The sequence below is a fragment of the Stenotrophomonas sp. JC08 genome, assembly GCF_052180205.1.
Taxonomy (GTDB): domain Bacteria; phylum Pseudomonadota; class Gammaproteobacteria; order Xanthomonadales; family Xanthomonadaceae; genus Stenotrophomonas.
Genome location: NZ_CP197473.1, coordinates 390,320 through 409,234 on the forward strand (window position 1 = coordinate 390,320; position 18,915 = coordinate 409,234).

Consider the following 18,915-nt stretch of genomic DNA (forward strand, 5'->3'; position numbering starts at 1 on the left):
GGATCAGAGTGCGTAGCCGAACTGCTGCTTGAACTGCTCGTTGAATTCGGCGAAATCGAAGCGCTGGTTCTGGGTGCCCGGGTGTTCGACCTTCAGCGCGCCCATCAGGTTGCCCATGCGGCCGATGGTCAGCCAGTCGTAGCCCTTCTCGATGCCGAAGATCAGGCCGGCGCGGAAGGCGTCGCCGCAACCGGTCGGATCGACCACGCGGCGCTCGTGTGCCGGCGGAATGGTGTAGCTCTTTTCCGGGGTGTGGATGATCGCGCCCTTCGGGCCCTTGGTGGTGATGTAGGCCTTGACCCGGGAAACGATTTCCTTCTCGTCCCAGCCGGTGCGCTGCTGCAGCAGGTTGGACTCGTAGTCGTTGACCACCACGAAGTCGGCCTGTTCGATGAAATCGCGCAGTTCCGGGCCGTTGAACAGCGGCATGGCCTGGCCCGGATCGAAGATGAAGGGAATGCCGCATTCGCGGAACTCGGCGGCGTTCTGGATCATGCCCTCGCGGCCATCCGGGGAGACGATGCCGATGGTCACGCCCGGCACGTCGCGCACATGGTTCTCGTAGGACTTGGCCATCGCGCCCGGGTGGAAGGCGGTGATCTGGTTGTTGTCGTGGTCGGTGGTGATGAACGCCTGCGGGGTGAACATGTCATCGATCACCTTCAGCTGCGACATGTCGATGCCGCATTCCTGGAAATGCGCGCGGTACGGGCCGAAGTCCTGGCCGACGGTGGCCATCGGCACCGGCTTGCCGCCCAGCAGCTGCAGGTTGTAGGCGATATTGCCGGCGCAGCCGCCGAATTCGCGGCGCATGGCCGGCACCAGGAACGACACATTCAGGATGTGCACCTTGTCCGGCAGGATGTGGTTCTTGAACTGGTCCGGGAACACCATGATGGTGTCGAAAGCAAGGGAACCACAGATCAGAGCGGACATCGCGAACAGGCCTATACGGGGAGAGGGGCACCACGCTGCGGGCGCAGGCGGGCTGGCGCGGACGGCGCGCCAAAGTGCGTAAGGTTACCGGCTGTGATCGCGCACGACCAGAACCGGAGCTGTCCGCTGGCGTGCCTGGAGGGCCGGAAGCCCCGGTTCACAAAGGATTCTCCTTGCCCGCACCGGGGCGGGTTGATAGGCTAGCAGACCTTGTTTTCTGCCCATTTTTTCGCCATTTGGCGTGGGCACGACACCCCTCAGGATCACTTCCCAGATGTTCAAGAAGCTGCGTGGCATGTTCTCCAATGACCTGTCCATCGACCTGGGCACGGCCAACACCCTCATCTATGTGCGCGGGCAGGGGATCGTGTTGAACGAGCCGTCGGTCGTGGCCGTGCGCCAGGATCGCGCCATCGGCGGCACCCGTTCGGTGGCGGCGGTCGGTGCCGAGGCCAAGCAGATGCTTGGCCGTACCCCGGGCCATATCACCACCATCCGCCCGATGAAGGACGGCGTCATCGCCGACTTCACCTACACCGAAGAGATGCTCAAGCATTTCATCAAGAAAGTGCACAAGTCGCGCGTGCTGCGTCCCAGCCCGCGGGTGCTGGTGTGCGTGCCGGCCGGCTCCACCCAGGTCGAGCGCCGCGCGATCAAGGAGTCGGCCGAGGAGGCCGGTGCGCGTGACGTGTTCCTGATCGAGGAGCCGATGGCTGCGGCGATCGGTGCCGGCATGCCGGTCACCGAGGCGCGCGGCTCGATGGTCATCGACATCGGCGGTGGCACCACCGAAGTGGCGGTGATCTCGCTCAACGGCATCGTCTACTCGTCTTCGGTGCGCATCGGTGGCGACCGCTTCGACGAGTCCATCACCAACTACGTGCGCCGCAACCACGGCATGCTGATCGGCGAGGTGACCGCCGAGCGGATCAAGGTCGAGCTGGGCTGCGCCTATCCGCAGGCGGAAGTGATCGAGATGGAGATCACCGGTCGCAACCTCGCCGAGGGTGTGCCGAAGATGATCAAGATCAACTCCAACGAAGTGCTCGAAGCCCTGCACGAGCCGCTGTCGGGCATCGTCTCGGCGGTCAAGCTGGCGCTGGAGCAGACCCCGCCGGAACTGGGCGCGGACGTGGCCGAGCGCGGCATTGTGCTGACCGGTGGCGGCGCGCTGCTGCGTGACCTGGACAAGCTGCTGTCGGAGGAAACCGGCCTGCACGTGCAGGTGGCCGACGATCCGCTGACCTGCGTGGCCCGCGGTGGCGGTCGTGCGCTGGAGCTGGTGGACATGCACGGCAACGAGTTCTTTGCGCCGGAATAAGGACGGCAGACACGGAGCCGGAAACTAGGCATGAAAGTGCATCGGCTTCCCCGGCAGTCCCCGCGCCTCGCGGGTGACGGTCGCGCTTTCCCTCCGGCTCCCGCTGCGCGCCGCATGACCGGAATGGCATGCGGGCGGCTGTTTCCCATTCTCCATTCCCCGTTTCCAGCAGCTGCGTCGTGCCCCCTTACGCCGGTCCTCCCGTAGCCTCCCGCCAGGGTGACAGCAGCAGCGCGTTGCGCCTGCTGGCCTACCTTGCGCTGGCGATCACCCTGATCGTGCTCGACGATCGCGGCGCCTGGCTGTCGCGCCTGCGCAGCCAGGCGGGGGTGCTGGTGCAGCCGGTGTGGGCGCTGGCCGGGCTGCCGGGGCGGCTGGGTTCCTCGGTCAAGGACAACGCCGCCAGCCACGGCCAGCTGGTGGCCGAGAACCGCGAGCTGCGCAACCAGCTGCTGCTGGCCAACGCCCGCCTGACCCGCCTGCAGACCGCCGCGCTGGACAACGCGCAACTGCGTGAACTGCTCAACGTGGCCGAGCGCAACGGGCTGGACGTGCAGCTGGCGCCGATCCTGGATATCGACCTGGACCCGGTGCGGCAGCGGCTGGTGCTGGCCGCCGGCAGCCGTGACGAGGTGCATGTCGGCCAGGCGGTGATCGACGCCGGCGGGCTGATGGGCCAGGTGATCGAAGTGACGCCGCTGCATTCGACCGTGCTGCTGCTGACCGACCCGGACCACGCGGTGCCGGTGACGGTGGCGCGCAACGGCGTGCGCCTGATCGTCTACGGGCGTGGCGACCGTCTGGAGTTGCGCGACATCCCGCTCAGCGCCGGGGTGGAAGTGGGCGATGAGGTGGTCACCTCCGGACTGGGCGGGCGTTTCCCGTCCGGCTTTCCGGTCGGCAAGATCCTGAAACTGCGCCCGGATGACACCCATGCCTTCCTGGTCGGCGAGCTGGAGCCGGCGGCCAAGCTGGACCGTGGCCGCGATGTGCTGCTGCTGCGCTCGGTGGAAACGGTCGCGCGCCAGCCGGTGACCAGCGGGCTGGAGCCGGCCGCGCCCACTGCTGGAGCCGGCGGTGCAGCGCCAGCACCGGCGGAAACGATGCCGACCCCGCCCGCCACTGCACCGGCCCCGGCTGATACGGCGGTACCCACCCCGGCGGAGGCTGGCCGATGAGCCGCCTGCGCAACCGCGGCTGGGTGCTGCCGGCCAGTTTCACCCTGGCACTGCTGTTCGGGCTGCTGCCGTTGCCGGAGCTGCTGCTGCCATTGCGCCCGTACTGGCTGGCGCTGGTGCTGGCGTACTGGGTGATCGAGACCCCCGACCGGGTCGGGCTGGGCTTTGCCTTCTGCATCGGCCTGCTGGCCGACCTGATGTTCGGCGGCATCCTCGGCGACCAGGCACTGCGGCTGGTGGTGATGGCCTTCATCCTGCAGCGCTTCCGGGCCCGCATCCGCTTTTTCCCGCTGTCGCAGCAGGCGCTGGCGATGGGCGGGCTGCTGTTCAATGACCGGGTGATCGACGCCGCCATCCATCTGCTGGCCGGTGAGCGGCTGCTGCCGTGGAGCTACTGGTGGGCGCCGCTGCTGGGCATGGCGCTGTGGGTGCCGCTGTACCTGCTGCTGGATGCGCTGCGGCTGGGCAAGCGCAGGCGCTGAGCATGATCAGCCGTCGCCAGAACAAGAACCCGCATGCCGAGGCCGAGCAGTTCCGGCGCCGCGCGGCACTGGGCTTCGTTGTGGTGTTGCTGGCGCTGGGGTTGCTGGGGGGCTGGTACTTCAAGCTGCAGGTGCTCGACCACGACATCTACGCCACCCGTTCGGAAGCCAACCGCATCAAGGCGCGGCCGGTAGTGCCCGGGCGCGGGCTGATCTACGACCGCAACGGCCGCCTGCTGGCCGAGAACGTGCCCGCGTTCCGGCTGGACGTGACCCCGGACAAGGTCAAGGACATGGCGGCCACGCTGGAAGGGCTGCAGGAGATTTTCGCGCTGGATGAAGAGGACATCGAGCGCTTCAACCAGTCGCGCAAGGCGCGCCGCGGCTTCCTGCCGGTGACGCTGAAACTGCGGGTCAGTGACGAGGAAATGGCGCGCTTCGCGGTGGACCGCTGGCGTTATCCGGGCGTGGAGCTGGAGCCCTACCTGACCCGCCGCTATCCCTACGGCGAGCTGTTCGGCCACATCATCGGCTACGTCGGCCGGGTCGATGACAAGGACCTGGAGGAGCTGGGCGAGGGCAACGCGGCGCTGACCCACATCGGCAAGTCCGGACTGGAGCGGTTCTACGAGGCGCAGCTGCGCGGCAGGATTGGTTACGAGAAGGTCGAGACCAATGTGCAGGGGCGCGCGATCCGCACGCTCGGCCGGGTGCCGGCGCAGTCCGGCACCGATCTGCGGCTGTCCATCGATGCCGACCTGCAGCGGGCGATGGTGGCCGCGTTCGGCGAACAGGAAGGCTCGGCGGTGGCGATCGATCCGCGCACCGGCGAGGTGCTGGCGATGGTCAGCCTGCCGGCCTACGACCCGAACCTGTTCGTCAATGGCATTTCCCATGCCGATTTCAAGCGGCTCAACGAGAACCCGTCGCGGCCGCAGTTCAACCGGCTGGTGCTGGGCGGCGTGGCGCCGGGTTCGACGGTGAAGCCGTTCCTCGGCCTGGCCGGGCTGGACAGCGGCCTGCGCCGTCCGGAAGACAGGGTGCTCTCGCGCGGCATGTTCTACCTGCCCGGCGTCAGCCGCGGTTGGGGCGATGCCAACCGTGGCGGGCATGGCTGGACCGACCTGCGCAAGTCGATCTCGCAGTCGGTCAACACCTACTACTACCAGCTCGGCGTCGACATGGGCATCGAGCGCTATGACCAGTACATGGGCGAGCGCTACGGCTTCGGCCAGCCCACCGGCATCGATCTGGCCGGCGAGATCGCCGGCATCCTGCCGTCGCCGGCGGCCAAGCTGAAATTGAACAGGGAGCGCTGGTATCCCGGCGACATGGTCAATGCCAGCATCGGCCAGGGCTTGTGGAAAGTGACGCCGCTGCAGCTGGCGCGCGGCGTGGGCGGGCTGGCCAGCGGGCAGCTGCGCACCCCGCACCTGGTGACGGAACAGCGTTCCGGCTTCGATGGCGACTGGGTGCCGATGCGGCAGCCGGCGGCCACGCCGATCAGTCCCAACCCGGCCAATGTGCAGGCGGTGCGCGAGGGCATGATGGCGACCATGCAGCCCGGCGGCAGTGGCTGGCGGGTGGCCGCCGGTGCGAAATACCGGATGGCCGGCAAGACCGGTACCGCGCAGGTGATCAGCCGCAAGGGCACGGCGGCGGTCAACCCGCGCAGTCTGCCGATGCACCTGCGCCATCGCGCGCTGTTCATCGGCTTCGCCCCGGCCGAAGACCCGGTCATCGCCATCGCCATCGCGGTGGAGGGGGGCGGCTATGGCGGCTCGGCGGCGGCGCCGATCGCACGCAAGGTGTTCGATGCCTGGTTGCTCGGCGAACTGCCCGATGGCCTGCAGCCGCTGGATGCAGAGCGTGGCACCGTGGCCATCGGCGTGACCGGCTTCGATGCCGCCGACGTGACGCTGCGCGCGCGCGGTGAGCAGGCCGCGCTGCTGCTGGAGGACAGGCCGGTTATGGTGGGTGCGCCCGCCGTTCCGCCAGCGCCTCCACCCGGGATGCCGCCGGCCGATGCGTCGCTGCCGGCGACCGGGCCACGTCCACCCGCATCCGGGGAGGTTCGGCCATGAGGGACTTTCTGCGCTGGATGCTGGAGATGGGCCAGCGCCTCACCCGCGGGCTGGACTGGCCGCTGCTGGCGGCATTGCTGGCCTTGATGGGCATCGGCCTGGCGGTACTGGACAGCGCCGGCGGCCAGGGGCTGGTGATCGCGCAGGGAGCGCGTTTCGTGGCCGGGCTGGCAGCGATGTGGGCGATCGCGCGGGTACCGATCCTGCGCATCCGTGCCTGGACGCCGGCGGTCTATGCGTTTTCGATGGTGCCGCTGCTGGCGGTGTTCGTGCTGGGCACCGGCAAATACGGTCGGCAGTGGCTGGATCTGGGCTTCTTCTACCTGCAGCCGGCCGAACTGCTCAAGGTCAGCCTGCCGATGATGGTGGCCTGGTATCTGAACCGGATGCCGCTGCCGCCGCGGGTTCCGGTGGTGCTGGTGGCGGGACTGATCATCGCCGTGCCCACCGGCCTGGTGATGCTGCAGCCGGACTTCGGTACCGGCGTGCTGATCGCCGCCAGCGGCGTGTTCGTACTGCTGTTGGCCGGACTGCCGTGGTGGTGGGTCGGAGTCGGGGTGGGTGGCGTGGCGGTGGCGGCGCCGGTGGCGTGGTTCTGGCTGCTGATGCCCTACCAGAAGGACCGCATCCTGATGTTCCTGGACCCGGAGAGCGATGCGCTGGGTGCCGGCTGGAACATCATCCAGTCCAAGATCGCGATTGGCTCCGGCGGGCTGACCGGCAAGGGCTGGGGACAGGGGTCGCAGTCGCACCTGAATTTCATCCCCGAGCAGACCACAGATTTCGCGTTCTCGGTGCTCAGCGAGGAGCTGGGCTGGATCGGCGTGGCGGTGGTGCTGGCGCTGTATCTGTTCGTGATCGGCCGCTGCCTGTGGATCGCGGTGCAATCGCGTGACGGCTATTCGCGCCTGCTTGCCGGCGCCATGGGACTGTCGCTGTTCGTCTATGTGCTGGTCAATGGCGGGATGATTTCCGGCCTGCTGCCGGTGGTGGGCGTGCCGATGCCGCTGATCAGCTATGGCGGCACCTCGGCGGTATCGCTGCTGGCCGGCTTCGGGCTGGTGATGTCGGTGCGCAGCTACAACCCGGTGCATGGCGGCTACGCCTGAGCGGCGGGACGGGTCTGTGCGCCAGCCGCCGCCGGGGTTGGCAGGGCGGTGAAGTCCGCGGGTTTCGGGGCCGTGTAGTCCCGGCGTCCTAGGGGACATGGCGGCCCGGTTTCTCCTGATGGCAGGTGCGGCATGCGCGAACAATGATCCTGATCAACACCGCCGCTTCACAAATGTTTCACAATGCCGGCCATCGTTGGCTGCGGCAGCGCCACGATGGTCGGGCTGTCCTGCGGGCAGTCCGACAAGCCGGGAGCGTTGGCGGAGCGTGGGGAGACGCACCGCCGCTACACGCGGCCCGGGTCGAATACCGGTCGCATCTGTGGGATGGGGATGCGGCCGGTATTTTTTTCCAGGTACGGTTCCGGCTTTGCGTATTCATCTGAACGACAACGCCGCTGCTGCTTCCGGGCCCTGATCCGACGCCCGTTTCGCGCTTCAATCCTGTTGAGATTCATGGTCTTATTGATGGAAATTCATCTTTGACCTGTTAATGTCGCCCGATGATCAAACACGCCCTGGTTTGCTGTCTCACCCTTGGCCTGGTTGCCTGCGCGACTCCACCGCAAGCGCCTGTACCCCCCGCCGCTGCCGGGGCGGCGCCGCTCGATCCGCAGGCCGCACCCGCCGAGGCGGTGCCCGAGGCCAAGGCCGACCTGCCGCCGGTGGACCTGACCCCGGTGCCGTTCGAGACCGCGCGTGCCAATTTCGTGCGCGACACCGCCGCCCGTTACGGAATCCCGGCGGCGACCATTGAAGCCACCCTGGCGCAGGCGCAGATCAAGGAATCGATCATCACGGCGATGGCGCGTCCGGCCGAGCGGGTCAAACCGTGGAACGAGTACCGGCCGATGTTCATCAGCCAGGCCCGCATCGATGGCGGCCGCGCGTTCCTGGCCCAGCACCGCGAGCAGTTGCAGCGGGTGCAGGAACGCACCGGCGTGCCGGCCGAGGTGATCGTGGCGATCATCGGCGTGGAAACCAGCTATGGCAGGAACGCGGGCAACCATCGCGTGCTCGATGCGCTGTACACGCTGGCGTTCAAGTATCCGCGCAGTGGCGATCCGGCCAAGCTGGAGCGCGAGGTACGCCGCGAGCTGTTCTTCCGCGACGAGCTGGCCAAGCTGTTCGAGCTGGGGGCACTGGAGAAGCTCGACATCACCGCGCTCAAGGGCAGCTATGCCGGGGCGATGGGCATGGGCCAGTTCATGCCGTCCAGCTATCTGGATTACGCCGTCGATGGTGACGGCGATGGCCGCCGTGACCTGTTCAACAACCGCGATGACGTGTTCGCCTCCATTGCCAACTACTTCGTCAAGAAGGGCGGCTGGGTACGCGGTGGCACGGTGGCGGTGCCGGCCACGCTGGAAGCCGGTCGCGAGGAATTCAATCCGGTCGACTGGGCACCGAGCCATACGCTGGCCGAGCTGGCGGCGCGTGGCTACCAGCCGCTGACCGCGGTGCAGGCGGCCAATGCCACCGCCACCCCGATCACGCTGGAAGGCAGTGAAGGCAAGCAGTACTGGCTGGGCTTCCAGAACTACTACGCGATCACCCGCTACAACATCTCCAAGATGTACGCGATGGCGGTGTTCCAGCTGTCGCAGGCCATCGCCGGCAAGGAGCTCCCGCCGGCATGAACAGCAGGTGGCTGGTTCCCGCGTTGATCGTGCTCGGGCTGGCCGCCTGCAGCAGTGCGCCGAAAAAGACCGCGTCCAGCGCCGGCGCGAGTGCCGGCACGGCGGTCGCAGGTGGCGGAAGTGCCGCTGCCCGCCCCCGCTGTCCGGAGGGCTCGCCTTACGCCAAAGCGCAGGAAGACCTGTCCACGCGCGGCAACTACACCGCCGGCGGGTTGTACAAGCCGGGAGTGAAGGACAGCACGCCGGACTACGTCCCCAACGTGGACTGCATTCCCGAGCCGCTGGTCACCGATGAGCCGCGCTCGACGGTGGGCAACAAGTCGCCGTATTCGGTGCTGGGCAAGTCGTACCGGGTGCTGGAGCGAACCGACAACTATGTGGAGCAGGGGCTGGCCTCGTACTACGGGCAGAAATTCCATGGCCGGCTGACCTCCAACCGCGAGGTGTACGACATGTACGCCTTCACCGCCGCGCACAAGACCCTGCCGTTGCCGAGCTTCGCGCGGGTGACCAACCTGGACAACGGTGAGTCGATCACCGTGCGCGTCAATGACCGAGGCCCGTTCCACGAGGGCCGGGTGATCGATCTGAGCTACGCCGCCGCGGTCCGGCTGGGCATCACCCAGCGCGGCACCGGCCGGGTGGAAGTACGCGCGCTGACGCCCGGCAGCGAGACGGCCGGCGACAGCCGCCGTGCCCGTCGCGAGCGTGCCGCTGCGAGCGTGCCGGCCGCCACTCCGGCCCGCGGACCGGCCGCCAGCAGCATGGACCAGCTGGTGGAGAAGTTGCCGCCGGCGCAGCCGGTCGCCACCAGCGCCGGACGTATCGATAGCGCAACCGGCGGCAGCGACGTGCGCGTGGCGACTGGCCGTCCAGCCACCGTCAGTGCCGCCACTGCGGCGCCGGCCGCGGTCAGCGTACAGCCGTTGCCGCCGTCCACCGCGCCTGCCGCGCCCGTTGCCGCCAGCAGAACGGTGGCGGCCACGCCGGATCCTGCTGCGCGTGCGCTGGGCAGCATCCTGCTGCAGGTCGCCAGTTTTTCCAGCCGTGACAATGCCGCCCGCGCGCTGGGCCAGCTGTCCTCGGCCGGGATCGCCGGCGCCAGCCTGAGCGATATCGTCAGCGGTGGTCGGACGCTGTGGCGGCTGCGGGTGCCGGCCAGCGACCATGACAGCGCCGCCGAATTGGCCGGGCGCATCGCCGGGCTGGGCTTCGGCAAGCCGCAACTGGTGCGCGATTGAACCGGGCCATTGATTCGGGCCCTTGACCCCGGCCATACACAGGTGCCGCGGTCACCGTGCCAGCGCCCTACAATGATCTCCGCATTTTCCTCGTCCACCAGGAACCGTTTTCCAATGAAATTCCGTTTTGCCGCCGTCGCACTGGCCACCACGCTTGCCGTGGGCATGGCTTCCGCCCAGACCCCCTCTCCGATGCCGGCTCCGGCACCGGCTGCCGCGGCCGCCCCAAGCCAGGTAGCGACACCGCCGGCGCCGGTTCCCTCGACCGCCACCGCCTGGGTGCTGATGGACTACGCCACCGGCCAGGTGCTGGCGGGCGAGAACATCCACACCCCGCTGCCGCCGGCCAGCATCACCAAGGTGATGACGTCCTATGTACTGGCCGCCGAGGCCAAGAACGGCAAGATCGGCCCCGACGACCAGGTGATGATGAGCGAGCGCGCCTGGCGCGAGGGCGGCGCCGGCACCGACGGCAGCTACAGCGGCTTCCCGGTCAACCAGACCGCGCGTCTGGAGGACATGGAAAAGGGCATGGCGATCCAGTCCGGCAACGATGCCGCCATCGCCCTGGCCGAACATGCCGCCGGCAGCCAGGAAGCCTTCGCCGCGCTGATGAACAGCTACGCCGCCAAGATCGGCATGAAGGACTCGCACTTCGTCAACGCCCACGGCCTGACCGCCGAAGGCCACCAGTCCAGCGCCTATGACCTGGCGCTGCTGGGCCGCGCCTTCGTCCGCGATTACCCGGAAACCTACGCCTACAACAAGATCAAGGAATTCACCGTAGGCAACATCACCCAGCCCAACCGCAACCAGCTGCTGTGGCGCGATGCCAGCGTGGACGGCATCAAGACCGGGCACACCGCCGCGGCCGGTTATTGCCTGATGAGCTCGGCCCAGCGCGGTGACCAGCGCCTGATCGCGGTGCTGATGGGCGGCGCCTCGGAGCGGCAGCGTGCCAACGACAGCCTGGCGCTGCTGAACTGGGGGTTCCGTTTCTTCGAAACCCATCGTCTGTACGAGCCGGGGACGGCAGTGACCACCCAGCATGTGTGGAAGGGCAAGGCCGACGAGGTGCAGCTGGGCGTGGCGCAGCCGCTTCTGGTCAGCGTGCCGCGTGGCCGTTACAGCGAACTGAAGCCGAGCATGGATGTGCCCAGGCAGCTGGTGGCACCGATCGCCGCCGGCCAGCAGATCGGCACGGTCAAGGTGGCGCTGGATGGCAAGGTGGTGGCCGAAGCACCGCTGGTGGCGGTGCAGGCGGTGGAAGAGGGTGGCTTCTTCAAGCGCCTGTGGGACGCCTTCATGATGTGGTGGAAGTCCGAATAAGGACACGCTGCAGATGTACGCAAAAGCCGGCGCTCGCGCCGGCTTTTTCTTTTTCCGCTTGTTTTCCGCCGTGTTGCTAGAGCGTGCGGCTGATCGTGAAGCTGCCGAATACCGGTGTTTCCCGCTGTCCTTCGAATTCGCGGGTGAGGTGGTAGCGCCCCAGTGCGAATTTCCACTTGTCACGCATCACCGCCACGCCGTAGCCGATTTCACCCACCAGAGGGCGTTTGTCCACGCGGTGGCTGCTGCGGAAGGTGTTGCCGTCCAGGGTGATGTCGCGCAGCACCCAGCGCGCATCGCTGCCGAGGAACACATGGCCGGACCAGCCGCGAATGCGCCCGGCCCGGGTGGGCGCGGTGTTCTCGCCGGCCGGCCGCATCGAGGAGCTGCCGAAGTCATCGGGCAACTTCCAGCCGAAACGCAGCTCGGCGCCGGCGTTGGCATAGGTCGCCAGGTTGCCGAGGGCGCCGCCCCAATGGCTGATCGCATCCCAGCCCCAGCCGGCCGGGTTGCCGTCTGCCGGCCAGCGTTGCATGCGCTCGTGCAGCAGCTTGAATACCGGCTCGTTGTGCAACTGGTTGTCCCAGCCCTGGAATTTCTCGTCTCCGAGCAGGCCGTGCACCGCATCCTGCACCTGCTTGCCCTGTGCCGAAGGCCCGAGCATGCCCAGGGCGAGCTGGGTGGTGCGCAGGTGATTGCCGCTGCGGGCGTTGTAGCCGAAGTTGGCCAGCAGGACGGCGGCATAGGGGCGATCGTTTTCGATCAGGTCGCTGCGGGTGCTGTCGGTAGGCGTGAACAGCCCCTGGCCGAAACTGAAAATCATGTTCTGCTGGTCGAAACCGCCGGGGTGAAGTTTTTCTAGATGGCGGTTGGTCCAGCGCGCCAGCCGTGGCAGGCAGGGATCGTCGGTGTAGTCCTTCAGGTTCGGCGATACCAGGGTGAACATGGCCCCGTTGCTGTAGCCCTGGTCCTGCTGCTTGCCACCGAGCAGGTCGTTGTCGACACGGAAGTTGATGGCAGGCGGGTGTTCCTGCAATGCACTGCTGGCGCATTGCGCGGCTGCCGGCAACGGCATGCCCGATGCGGCGCCGGCAAGCAGCATCAGCCATGGCAACAGAGAGCTGTTTTTCATCTTTCTCCATCCAGATCGACCGTCAGGCGCGCAGCCTACCGGCACGGCAGGCGTGGCGCAGCGCCTGCCAATGGACACAGTGTTGTGGTGATGATCGCGTATACGGGCAAATGACAGGGGCAGTGCCAGGCACCTTGGAATCGTGTCCGGCCGTGGGGCGGCGTGTGTGGCGCGACCGCGCGCAGCTGTGACCGGGTTCGGGAAAAACAGGGCGCAATGATGGAAACCTGCGTATTGCCTGCGGTAGCATCCGAGTCGACCGGCCTCGCGCTTGCCCGATCGGTACGTTGAAGGATCAGGATCTGCCGCAAGGTTTCTAAACCACAAGGAACGCACCTCGACAGGTGCAGGTAATGGGGAACACGTATATGCGCACTGTATTTTCGCCGCTGTTCGTTGCAGCGCTCACCGCGGGTATTGCTGCGGCGGTCACCAGCCAGCCGGCCGAGGCGGCCTTCAAGCAGAAGGGTACCCAGGCGCAGGAGCAGCGCAAGGAAGCTGCGGCGCAGATTCCCACCTGCCAGCGCCCGATCGGCACCCTGTCGGTGATCGAGCCGGAAGATGCCACCCACTGGTGGACCGGCCAGCAGCTGCCGGCACCGTCGCGCCTGATCAAGGCCTTCGTCAACCGTTCGCGCTGCTTCACCCTGGTCGATCGCGGCGCCGGCATGGCCGCCGGCCAGTTCGAGCGTGAGCTGGCCGCCAGTGGCGACCTGCGCGGGCGCTCCAACGTCGGCAAGGGCCAGATCCGCGCCGCCGACTACGTGATGATCCCGGACCTGGTCTCGCAGAACAGCAATGCCGGCGGCAATGCGGTCACCGGCCTGCTGGGCGGGCTGATCGGCGGCAAGGCCGGCGCGGTTGTCGGTGGCCTGAATTTCCGCAGCAAGACCGCCGATGTGGTGCTGACCGTCACCGACGTGCGTTCTTCCGAGCAGGTGGCCATCTCCGAAGGTTCGGCGCGCAAGAGCGACATGGGCTTCGGTGCCAGCGGTGGCCTGTTTGGTGGCAGCGGGCTGGGGGCCGCGGGCGTGGGCGGCTACGCCAACACCGAAATCGGCCAGGTGATCACCATGGCTTACCTGCAGGCCTATACCGATATCGTCGCCCAGCTGGGCGGCTTGCCGGACGATGCGTCGGCGGCGGGTGCGCACCAGGCGGTCACCGTGACCCGTGCCGGTCGCCTGCTGGCCAACTCCAAGGGCACCGGCGCGGCTGTGCGCTCGCTGGAGCCGGGCATGATGCTGTACCCGACCGGCGTCAAGGAAGGCGTGATGTGGGAAGTGGAGGACGAGATGGGCAACAAGGGCTGGGTGTCGTCCACCATGCTCGAGCTGTCCAGGTAAGTCCCGCACGTTCAGCAACGATTTCGCCACGAGGGGCCGCGTAAGCGGCCCTTCGTGTTTCCGTGCGGGGCGGTCTTGGGTTTGACGGCCGGCACCCCGATAATGACCGGCATGGAAATCAAGTCCGACAACCCTGAACACGGCTTCCAGTTTCCCGGCACGTTCGAGCTCAGCGCCATGGGCACGGCCAATACCGGGCTGGAAACCGAGCTGCCGCAGCTGCTGGAAAAAGCCGGCGTGGAAGTGCTGGCCGAGCGCATCACCTGGAAGCATTCGTCCAACGGCAAGTACGTCTCCGTACGGATCAGCTTCAAGGCCGACAGCCGTGCGCAATATGACGCCGCGCACGAGGCCCTGCGCAACCATCCGGAAGTGAAGTGGACGCTGTGAGCGCTGCGCAGGCAGCGCCGCGTCCGGCGGTGCTGCGTGACCTCGGCCGGCAGGGATACGAGCCGGTCTGGCATGCGATGCAGCGGTTCACCGACAGCCGCGATGACGCCACCGCCGACGAGGTCTGGGTGGTCGAGCACGATCCGGTGTTCACCCTCGGCCAGGCCGGCAAGGACGAGCATGTGCTGGCGCCGGGTGACATCCCGGTGCTGCACGTCGATCGCGGCGGCCAGGTGACCTACCACGGTCCCGGCCAGATCGTGGTCTATCCATTGCTGGACCTGCGCCGGCTCGGCATCGGTGTGCGCGACTACGTGTGCCGCATCGAACAGGCCATCATCGACACGCTGGACGAGTGGAACATCGGCGCCGAACGGCTCGAGGGCGCGCCCGGCGTGTATGTGGGCGGTGCCAAGGTGGCCGCGCTGGGCATCCGCGTGCGCCGCGGCTGCAGCTTCCACGGACTGGCGCTGAATGTCGCGCTGGACCTGGAGCCGTTCCACCGCATCAACCCCTGCGGTTACGCCGGGATGCAGGTGACCTCGGTGCTAGACTTGGGCGGCCCTTCCGGGATCGCTCCGGTCAAGCCGGTGCTGCTGTCCCATCTGGCCCGGCAGTTCGGTCTCGAGCTGCAGCCCACTCCCGGATTGCCCGATCTGACTACGCGGCTCTGAGGCCGTCGATACCGCCATGACTGAAACCACTCCGCGCTCCATTCCCCTGCAGGTCCTGCAGGACGACACGCCGTCCGCGCCGCTGCAGGCCGGTGCAAAGCAGCTTGGCGGCGACAAGATCGGCCGCTCGCCGGTGCAGTTCGCCGATGCGCCGGTGCTGCGCAAGCCGTCGTGGATCCGGGTGCGGATTCCCTCGGGCAATGCGGTGGCCAACCTCAAGGCCAAGCTGCGCGAGAACCGCCTGGTGACGGTCTGCGAGGAGGCCAGCTGCCCCAACATCCACGAGTGCTTCGGCCACGGCACCGCCACCTTCATGATCCTCGGCGAGGTCTGCACCCGCCGCTGCTCGTTCTGCGACGTCGCCCATGGCCGGCCCAAGCCGCCGGATGCCGCCGAGCCGCTGCACCTGGCGCAGACGGTCAAGGACATGGGCCTGAAGTATGTGGTGGTGACCAGCGTCGACCGTGACGACCTGCGTGACGGCGGCGCCGGCCACTTCGTCGACTGCATCAGCGCCATCCGCGAGTTCAGCCCGGGCACCCGCATCGAGATCCTGACCCCGGATTTCCGTGGCAAGGGCCGCATGGAGCGCGCGCTGGACATCCTAGCGGCCAATCCGCCGGATGTGTTCAACCACAACATCGAGACCGTGCCGGACCTGTACCGCAACGTGCGCCCAGGCGCGGACTACCAGTGGTCGCTGACCCTGCTGAAGAACTTCAAGGCGCAGCATCCGTCCATTCCGACCAAGAGCGGCATCATGCTCGGCCTTGGCGAGACGCTGGAGCAGGTGCAGGCGACGCTGCGCGACCTGCGTGCGCACGACGTGGAGATGGTCACCATCGGCCAGTACCTGCAGCCGACCGCCCATCACCACCCGGTGCTGCGTTACTGGACGCCGGAGGAATACAAGGCGCTGGAGGTCTACGGCTACGAGCTGGGCTTCACCCATGTCGCGTCCGGGCCGATGGTGCGTTCCTCCTACCATGCCGACCAGCAGGCGGCCGGTGCCGGCGTCGCGGTCTGAAGACCTGCCCCGCTGGCTCCGGCGGGGTTCACATCGCGCTGCCATGCGGCGGCTAGTCTGGCCGCAGGCGGGTGACAAGTGCCGAAACTTTCGGCACTGTCGACGTGTCCGACTCCCCCGCAACCTCCCCATCGTCCGGTCGCCACGAGTATTTTGATGAACTACCGAGTTTCCGCTTTCCTGCTGGCCTTCGCGTTGACCGTGCCGGCCGCATTGCTGGCGCGTGCCGACACTCCCGCGTTGCCCTCGATGGCCACGGCCGACCAGGCGACCACGTCCAAGCTGGTGTACGGGCTGCTTTCCGACAGCCGCTACGCCTACCGTCCGCGGCCACTGGACGCGGCGACCTCGCAGGATGTGTTCAAGCGCTATCTGGAATCGCTGGACGGCGGCAAGCAGTTTTTCACCCGCGAGGACGTGGAGCGGTTCGCGCCGCTGGCGGCCGGCACCGGCAATGCGATCCGCACTGGCGAGCTGGATCCGGCCTTCCAGGTGTTCGCGGTCTACCGCCAGCGGGTGACCGAGCGGGTGGCCTATGCCCGTGCCCTGCTCAAGCAGGAGCCGGATTTCACCCTCGACGAGCGCTTCGAGTACGACCGCAAGGACGTGCCGTGGGATAACGCCACCGCACTGGACGAGCTGTGGCGGAAGTCGGTCAAGAACGACTGGCTGCGGCTGAAGCTGGCCGGCAAGCCGGCGGCCGATATCCGCAAGACGCTGGACAAGCGCTACGAGCGCCTGCTCAAGGGCATCAATGAATGGAAGAACGAAGACGTGTTCTCCATTTTCCTCAATGCCTACACCAGCGCGGTGGACCCGCATACCGACTATTTCACCCCGCGTACCGCCGAGAACTTCAACCAGGCGATGTCGCTGTCGCTGGAAGGCATCGGCGCGCAGCTGCAGCGCCAGGACGACGTGGTGGTGATCCGCGAGATCATCGCCGGTGGACCGGCGGCGGTGGATGGCACGCTCAAGCCCGGTGACCGCATTGTCGGCGTCGGCCAGGGCAAGTCCGGCACGCTGGAAGACGTGATCGGCTGGCGGATCGACGATGTGGTGGCCAAGATCCGCGGCGCCAAGGACACCCAGGTGCGGCTGGAATACATCCCGGCGGCCGAGGGCCTGGATGGCAAGCACCGCATGGTGACCCTGACCCGGCAGAAGGTGCGGCTGGCCGAACAGGCCGCCAAGGGCGAAACGCTGACCATCCCCGGTGCGCCGGGTGAGGGCGAGCGCCGCATCGGCATCGTCAAGCTGCCGACCTTCTACCAGGATTTCGAAGGCCGCCGTCGCAACGCGACCGACTACGCCTCGGCCACCCGCGATGTGGCCAAGCTGCTGGCCGGCTTCAAGGCCGACAAGCTCGATGGTGTGGTGCTGGACCTGCGCAACAACGGTGGCGGTTCGCTGGACGAAGCGATCGAGCTGACCGGGCTGTTCATCGAACAGGGGCCGGTGGTGCAGGTGCGCGAGTCCGGTGGCCGTGTCACCGTCAACAGCGACCGCAATCCGGCGGTGGCGTGGGATGGCCCGCTGGCGGTGCTGATCAACCGCGGTTCGGCTTCGGCCTCGGAGATTTTCGCCGGCGCCATCCAGGATTACGGCCGTGGACTGGTGATCGGCGAGACCAGTTTCGGCAAGGGCACCGTGCAGAACGTGGTGCCGCTGGACCGCTGGCCGGCCAGCGAAAAGGAACGCTTCGGCCAGGTCAAGCTGACCATCGCCCAGTTCTTCCGGGTCAGCGGCTCCTCCACCCAGCACAAGGGCGTGGTGCCGGACCTGGCGTTCCCGGCCAGTGTCGATGCCAGCGAATTCGGCGAGAGCACCTACGACAACGCCCTGCCGTGGACCCGCATCGCCGCGGTGACGCACACCCGGTACGGCAATTTCGCGCCGATCCTGCCGCGGCTGGAATCGCGCCATGCCGCGCGTATCCAGAGTGAGCGCGAGTTCCAGTGGTGGGAGGAGGATGTGCAGCAGTTCCGCACCGAGGCGGCGAAGAAGTACCTGTCGCTCAACGAGGCCGAACGCCGCGCCGAACGCGACCGCCAGGATACCCAGCGCAAGCAGCGCCAGCAGATCCGCAAGGAACTGGGCCTGCCGCTGGATCCGCTGGCCGAGGACAGCAGCGATGACGGCCTGACCGGCAACGAGCGCGACATCGTCAAGGATGCGGAGCGCGAAAAGGCCGCCGAGAAGCGCCCGGATCCGCTGCTGCGTGAATCGGCGGCGATCCTGGCCGATGCGGTCAACCTGCTGGAGAAGGACCGGCCGCTGTCGGCGCAGGTGCTGCCGCAGTCCACCGCTCCCGGCCGCTGGGCGGACTGAGGCGCGTCCCGGCAAAACCTGATGGGCCCTGACGCCGTCAACGTCGCATGACGTTGGCGGCGTTATGCTGTGGGCCCTCTCCACCGGGAGTGCCCATGCGCCGTTTTCGCCCGCATGTGCCGGCCGCACTGGCCCTGCTGATGCTGGCCGGTTGTGGTGGCAAGGCCGCCAATACCCCGTTGCTGCGCGAGTCGTTCGACTCCGGCGACACCTACACCCGCAATGTCGACAGCACTCCGGCACAGGCCTACGAGGCCGCGCGCCGCGCGCTGCTGGGGCAGGGCTATGCCATCGTCCGTGCCGATGCGGGCAGCGTGGAGGCCAACAAGAATTTCCAGCCCAGGGACGAGGTGCACGAGCAGCTGGTGCTGCGGGTGTCATGCGCCGCCCGCGCCGACGGCCGTGCGCAGGTGTTCGCCAGTGCGGTGCAGGATCGCTATGCGCTGAAGAAGTCGCCCACCTCCGCCAGTGTCGGTGTGGGGGCACTGGGCTCGGTGTCGCTGCCGTTCGGCGGCAATGACGACTCGCTGGTGCGCGTGGCCAGCAGCACGGTGCAGGACGCGCAGTTCTATCGCAATTTCTTCCAGCGCCTGCAGCAGTACGTAAGCGAACTGGCGCCAGCGGCAGGCGGGGAGGATTCGCAATGACGCAGCAGCGGCGCGCACGTGCAAGGGCGGGTCGCAGCGTGGCGTGGC

At 67.4% G+C, this 18,915-nt stretch carries 16 protein-coding genes; 14 read left to right on the plus strand and 2 right to left on the minus strand.

The window, feature by feature from the left end; genetic code table 11:
* Positions 1–3: 3 nt before the first annotated feature.
* Positions 4–936: a carbohydrate kinase family protein gene (locus ACSBPQ_RS01685; RefSeq protein WP_442683365.1), complete on the minus strand. Its 933-nt coding sequence runs from the start codon at positions 934–936 to the stop codon at positions 4–6.
* Between the two features lie 274 nt (positions 937–1,210).
* On the opposite strand from ACSBPQ_RS01685, the gene ACSBPQ_RS01690 reads away from it, so the two are divergent.
* The 8 genes from ACSBPQ_RS01690 to ACSBPQ_RS01725 all read left to right on the plus strand — a co-directional run bounded on the left by ACSBPQ_RS01690 (position 1,211) and on the right by ACSBPQ_RS01725 (position 11,320).
* The gene (locus ACSBPQ_RS01690; RefSeq protein ID WP_442683366.1) at positions 1,211–2,257 is read left to right on the plus strand and encodes a rod shape-determining protein; all 1,047 of its coding nucleotides are present in this window, start codon (positions 1,211–1,213) and stop codon (positions 2,255–2,257) included.
* Positions 2,258–2,436: 179 nt separating this feature from the next.
* The gene (gene mreC / locus ACSBPQ_RS01695) at positions 2,437–3,435 is read left to right on the plus strand and encodes a rod shape-determining protein MreC (RefSeq protein WP_442683367.1); all 999 of its coding nucleotides are present in this window, start codon (positions 2,437–2,439) and stop codon (positions 3,433–3,435) included.
* Complete coding sequence (gene mreD / locus ACSBPQ_RS01700; RefSeq protein ID WP_442683368.1) at positions 3,432–3,917, plus strand: rod shape-determining protein MreD; 486 nt, start codon at positions 3,432–3,434, stop codon at positions 3,915–3,917. Before mreC ends, mreD begins: the two co-directional genes overlap by 4 nt.
* Before the next feature lie 2 nt (positions 3,918–3,919).
* A complete protein-coding gene (mrdA, locus tag ACSBPQ_RS01705) occupies positions 3,920–6,001 on the plus strand; it encodes a penicillin-binding protein 2 (RefSeq protein ID WP_442683369.1) in 2,082 nt (693 codons plus the stop codon).
* Positions 5,998–7,110 (plus strand): rod shape-determining protein RodA, encoded by a 1,113-nt coding sequence (rodA, locus tag ACSBPQ_RS01710; RefSeq protein ID WP_442683370.1) that lies wholly within the window; start codon positions 5,998–6,000, stop codon positions 7,108–7,110. The genes mrdA and rodA overlap by 4 nt, the downstream gene beginning before the upstream one ends.
* A gap of 503 nt (positions 7,111–7,613) precedes the next feature.
* Positions 7,614–8,750 carry a lytic murein transglycosylase B gene (mltB, locus tag ACSBPQ_RS01715; protein ID WP_442683371.1) on the plus strand — a complete coding sequence of 379 codons (1,137 nt, stop codon included), beginning with the start codon at positions 7,614–7,616 and terminating at the stop codon, positions 8,748–8,750.
* Positions 8,747–9,991, plus strand: coding sequence for a septal ring lytic transglycosylase RlpA family protein (locus ACSBPQ_RS01720; RefSeq protein WP_442683372.1), 1,245 nt, complete (start codon positions 8,747–8,749; stop codon positions 9,989–9,991). Before mltB ends, ACSBPQ_RS01720 begins: the two co-directional genes overlap by 4 nt.
* 114 nt (positions 9,992–10,105) lie before the next feature.
* Positions 10,106–11,320, plus strand: a complete 1,215-nt coding sequence (locus tag ACSBPQ_RS01725) for a D-alanyl-D-alanine carboxypeptidase family protein (protein WP_442683373.1) — start codon at positions 10,106–10,108, stop codon at positions 11,318–11,320.
* Positions 11,321–11,396: 76 nt separating this feature from the next.
* On the opposite strand, the gene ACSBPQ_RS01730 is transcribed toward ACSBPQ_RS01725, so the two are convergent.
* Positions 11,397–12,452 carry a lipid A deacylase LpxR family protein gene (locus ACSBPQ_RS01730; RefSeq protein WP_442683374.1) on the minus strand — a complete coding sequence of 352 codons (1,056 nt, stop codon included), beginning with the start codon at positions 12,450–12,452 and terminating at the stop codon, positions 11,397–11,399.
* A gap of 368 nt (positions 12,453–12,820) precedes the next feature.
* On the opposite strand from ACSBPQ_RS01730, the gene ACSBPQ_RS01735 reads away from it, so the two are divergent.
* The 6 genes from ACSBPQ_RS01735 to ACSBPQ_RS01760 all read left to right on the plus strand — a co-directional run bounded on the left by ACSBPQ_RS01735 (position 12,821) and on the right by ACSBPQ_RS01760 (position 18,867).
* Complete coding sequence (locus ACSBPQ_RS01735) at positions 12,821–13,798, plus strand: CsgG/HfaB family protein (protein WP_442683375.1); 978 nt, start codon at positions 12,821–12,823, stop codon at positions 13,796–13,798.
* A gap of 111 nt (positions 13,799–13,909) precedes the next feature.
* Positions 13,910–14,188: a DUF493 family protein gene (locus tag ACSBPQ_RS01740; protein WP_442683376.1), complete on the plus strand. Its 279-nt coding sequence runs from the start codon at positions 13,910–13,912 to the stop codon at positions 14,186–14,188.
* Positions 14,176–14,862, plus strand: a complete 687-nt coding sequence (lipB, locus tag ACSBPQ_RS01745) for a lipoyl(octanoyl) transferase LipB (RefSeq protein ID WP_442683377.1) — start codon at positions 14,176–14,178, stop codon at positions 14,860–14,862. Before ACSBPQ_RS01740 ends, lipB begins: the two co-directional genes overlap by 13 nt.
* Before the next feature lie 16 nt (positions 14,863–14,878).
* Positions 14,879–15,889, plus strand: coding sequence for a lipoyl synthase (gene lipA, locus ACSBPQ_RS01750; RefSeq protein WP_442683378.1), 1,011 nt, complete (start codon positions 14,879–14,881; stop codon positions 15,887–15,889).
* Positions 15,890–16,045: 156 nt separating this feature from the next.
* Positions 16,046–18,220, plus strand: coding sequence for a carboxy terminal-processing peptidase (locus ACSBPQ_RS01755; protein ID WP_442683379.1), 2,175 nt, complete (start codon positions 16,046–16,048; stop codon positions 18,218–18,220).
* Between the two features lie 95 nt (positions 18,221–18,315).
* Complete coding sequence (locus ACSBPQ_RS01760) at positions 18,316–18,867, plus strand: DUF2242 domain-containing protein (protein WP_442683380.1); 552 nt, start codon at positions 18,316–18,318, stop codon at positions 18,865–18,867.
* Positions 18,868–18,915: the final 48 nt, after the last annotated feature.

Coding starts and splice junctions, on each gene's coding strand:
- ACSBPQ_RS01685 (WP_442683365.1), bottom strand. CDS start 936: ATGTCCGCTCTGATCTGTGGTTCCCTTGCTTTCGACACCATCATGGTG.
- ACSBPQ_RS01690 (WP_442683366.1), top strand. CDS start 1,211: ATGTTCAAGAAGCTGCGTGGCATGTTCTCCAATGACCTGTCCATCGAC.
- mreD (WP_442683368.1), top strand. CDS start 3,432: ATGAGCCGCCTGCGCAACCGCGGCTGGGTGCTGCCGGCCAGTTTCACC.
- mrdA (WP_442683369.1), top strand. CDS start 3,920: ATGATCAGCCGTCGCCAGAACAAGAACCCGCATGCCGAGGCCGAGCAG.
- rodA (WP_442683370.1), top strand. CDS start 5,998: ATGAGGGACTTTCTGCGCTGGATGCTGGAGATGGGCCAGCGCCTCACC.
- mltB (WP_442683371.1), top strand. CDS start 7,614: ATGATCAAACACGCCCTGGTTTGCTGTCTCACCCTTGGCCTGGTTGCC.
- ACSBPQ_RS01720 (WP_442683372.1), top strand. CDS start 8,747: ATGAACAGCAGGTGGCTGGTTCCCGCGTTGATCGTGCTCGGGCTGGCC.
- ACSBPQ_RS01725 (WP_442683373.1), top strand. CDS start 10,106: ATGAAATTCCGTTTTGCCGCCGTCGCACTGGCCACCACGCTTGCCGTG.
- ACSBPQ_RS01730 (WP_442683374.1), bottom strand. CDS start 12,452: ATGAAAAACAGCTCTCTGTTGCCATGGCTGATGCTGCTTGCCGGCGCC.
- ACSBPQ_RS01735 (WP_442683375.1), top strand. CDS start 12,821: ATGCGCACTGTATTTTCGCCGCTGTTCGTTGCAGCGCTCACCGCGGGT.
- ACSBPQ_RS01740 (WP_442683376.1), top strand. CDS start 13,910: ATGGAAATCAAGTCCGACAACCCTGAACACGGCTTCCAGTTTCCCGGC.
- lipA (WP_442683378.1), top strand. CDS start 14,879: ATGACTGAAACCACTCCGCGCTCCATTCCCCTGCAGGTCCTGCAGGAC.
- ACSBPQ_RS01755 (WP_442683379.1), top strand. CDS start 16,046: ATGAACTACCGAGTTTCCGCTTTCCTGCTGGCCTTCGCGTTGACCGTG.
- ACSBPQ_RS01760 (WP_442683380.1), top strand. CDS start 18,316: ATGCGCCGTTTTCGCCCGCATGTGCCGGCCGCACTGGCCCTGCTGATG.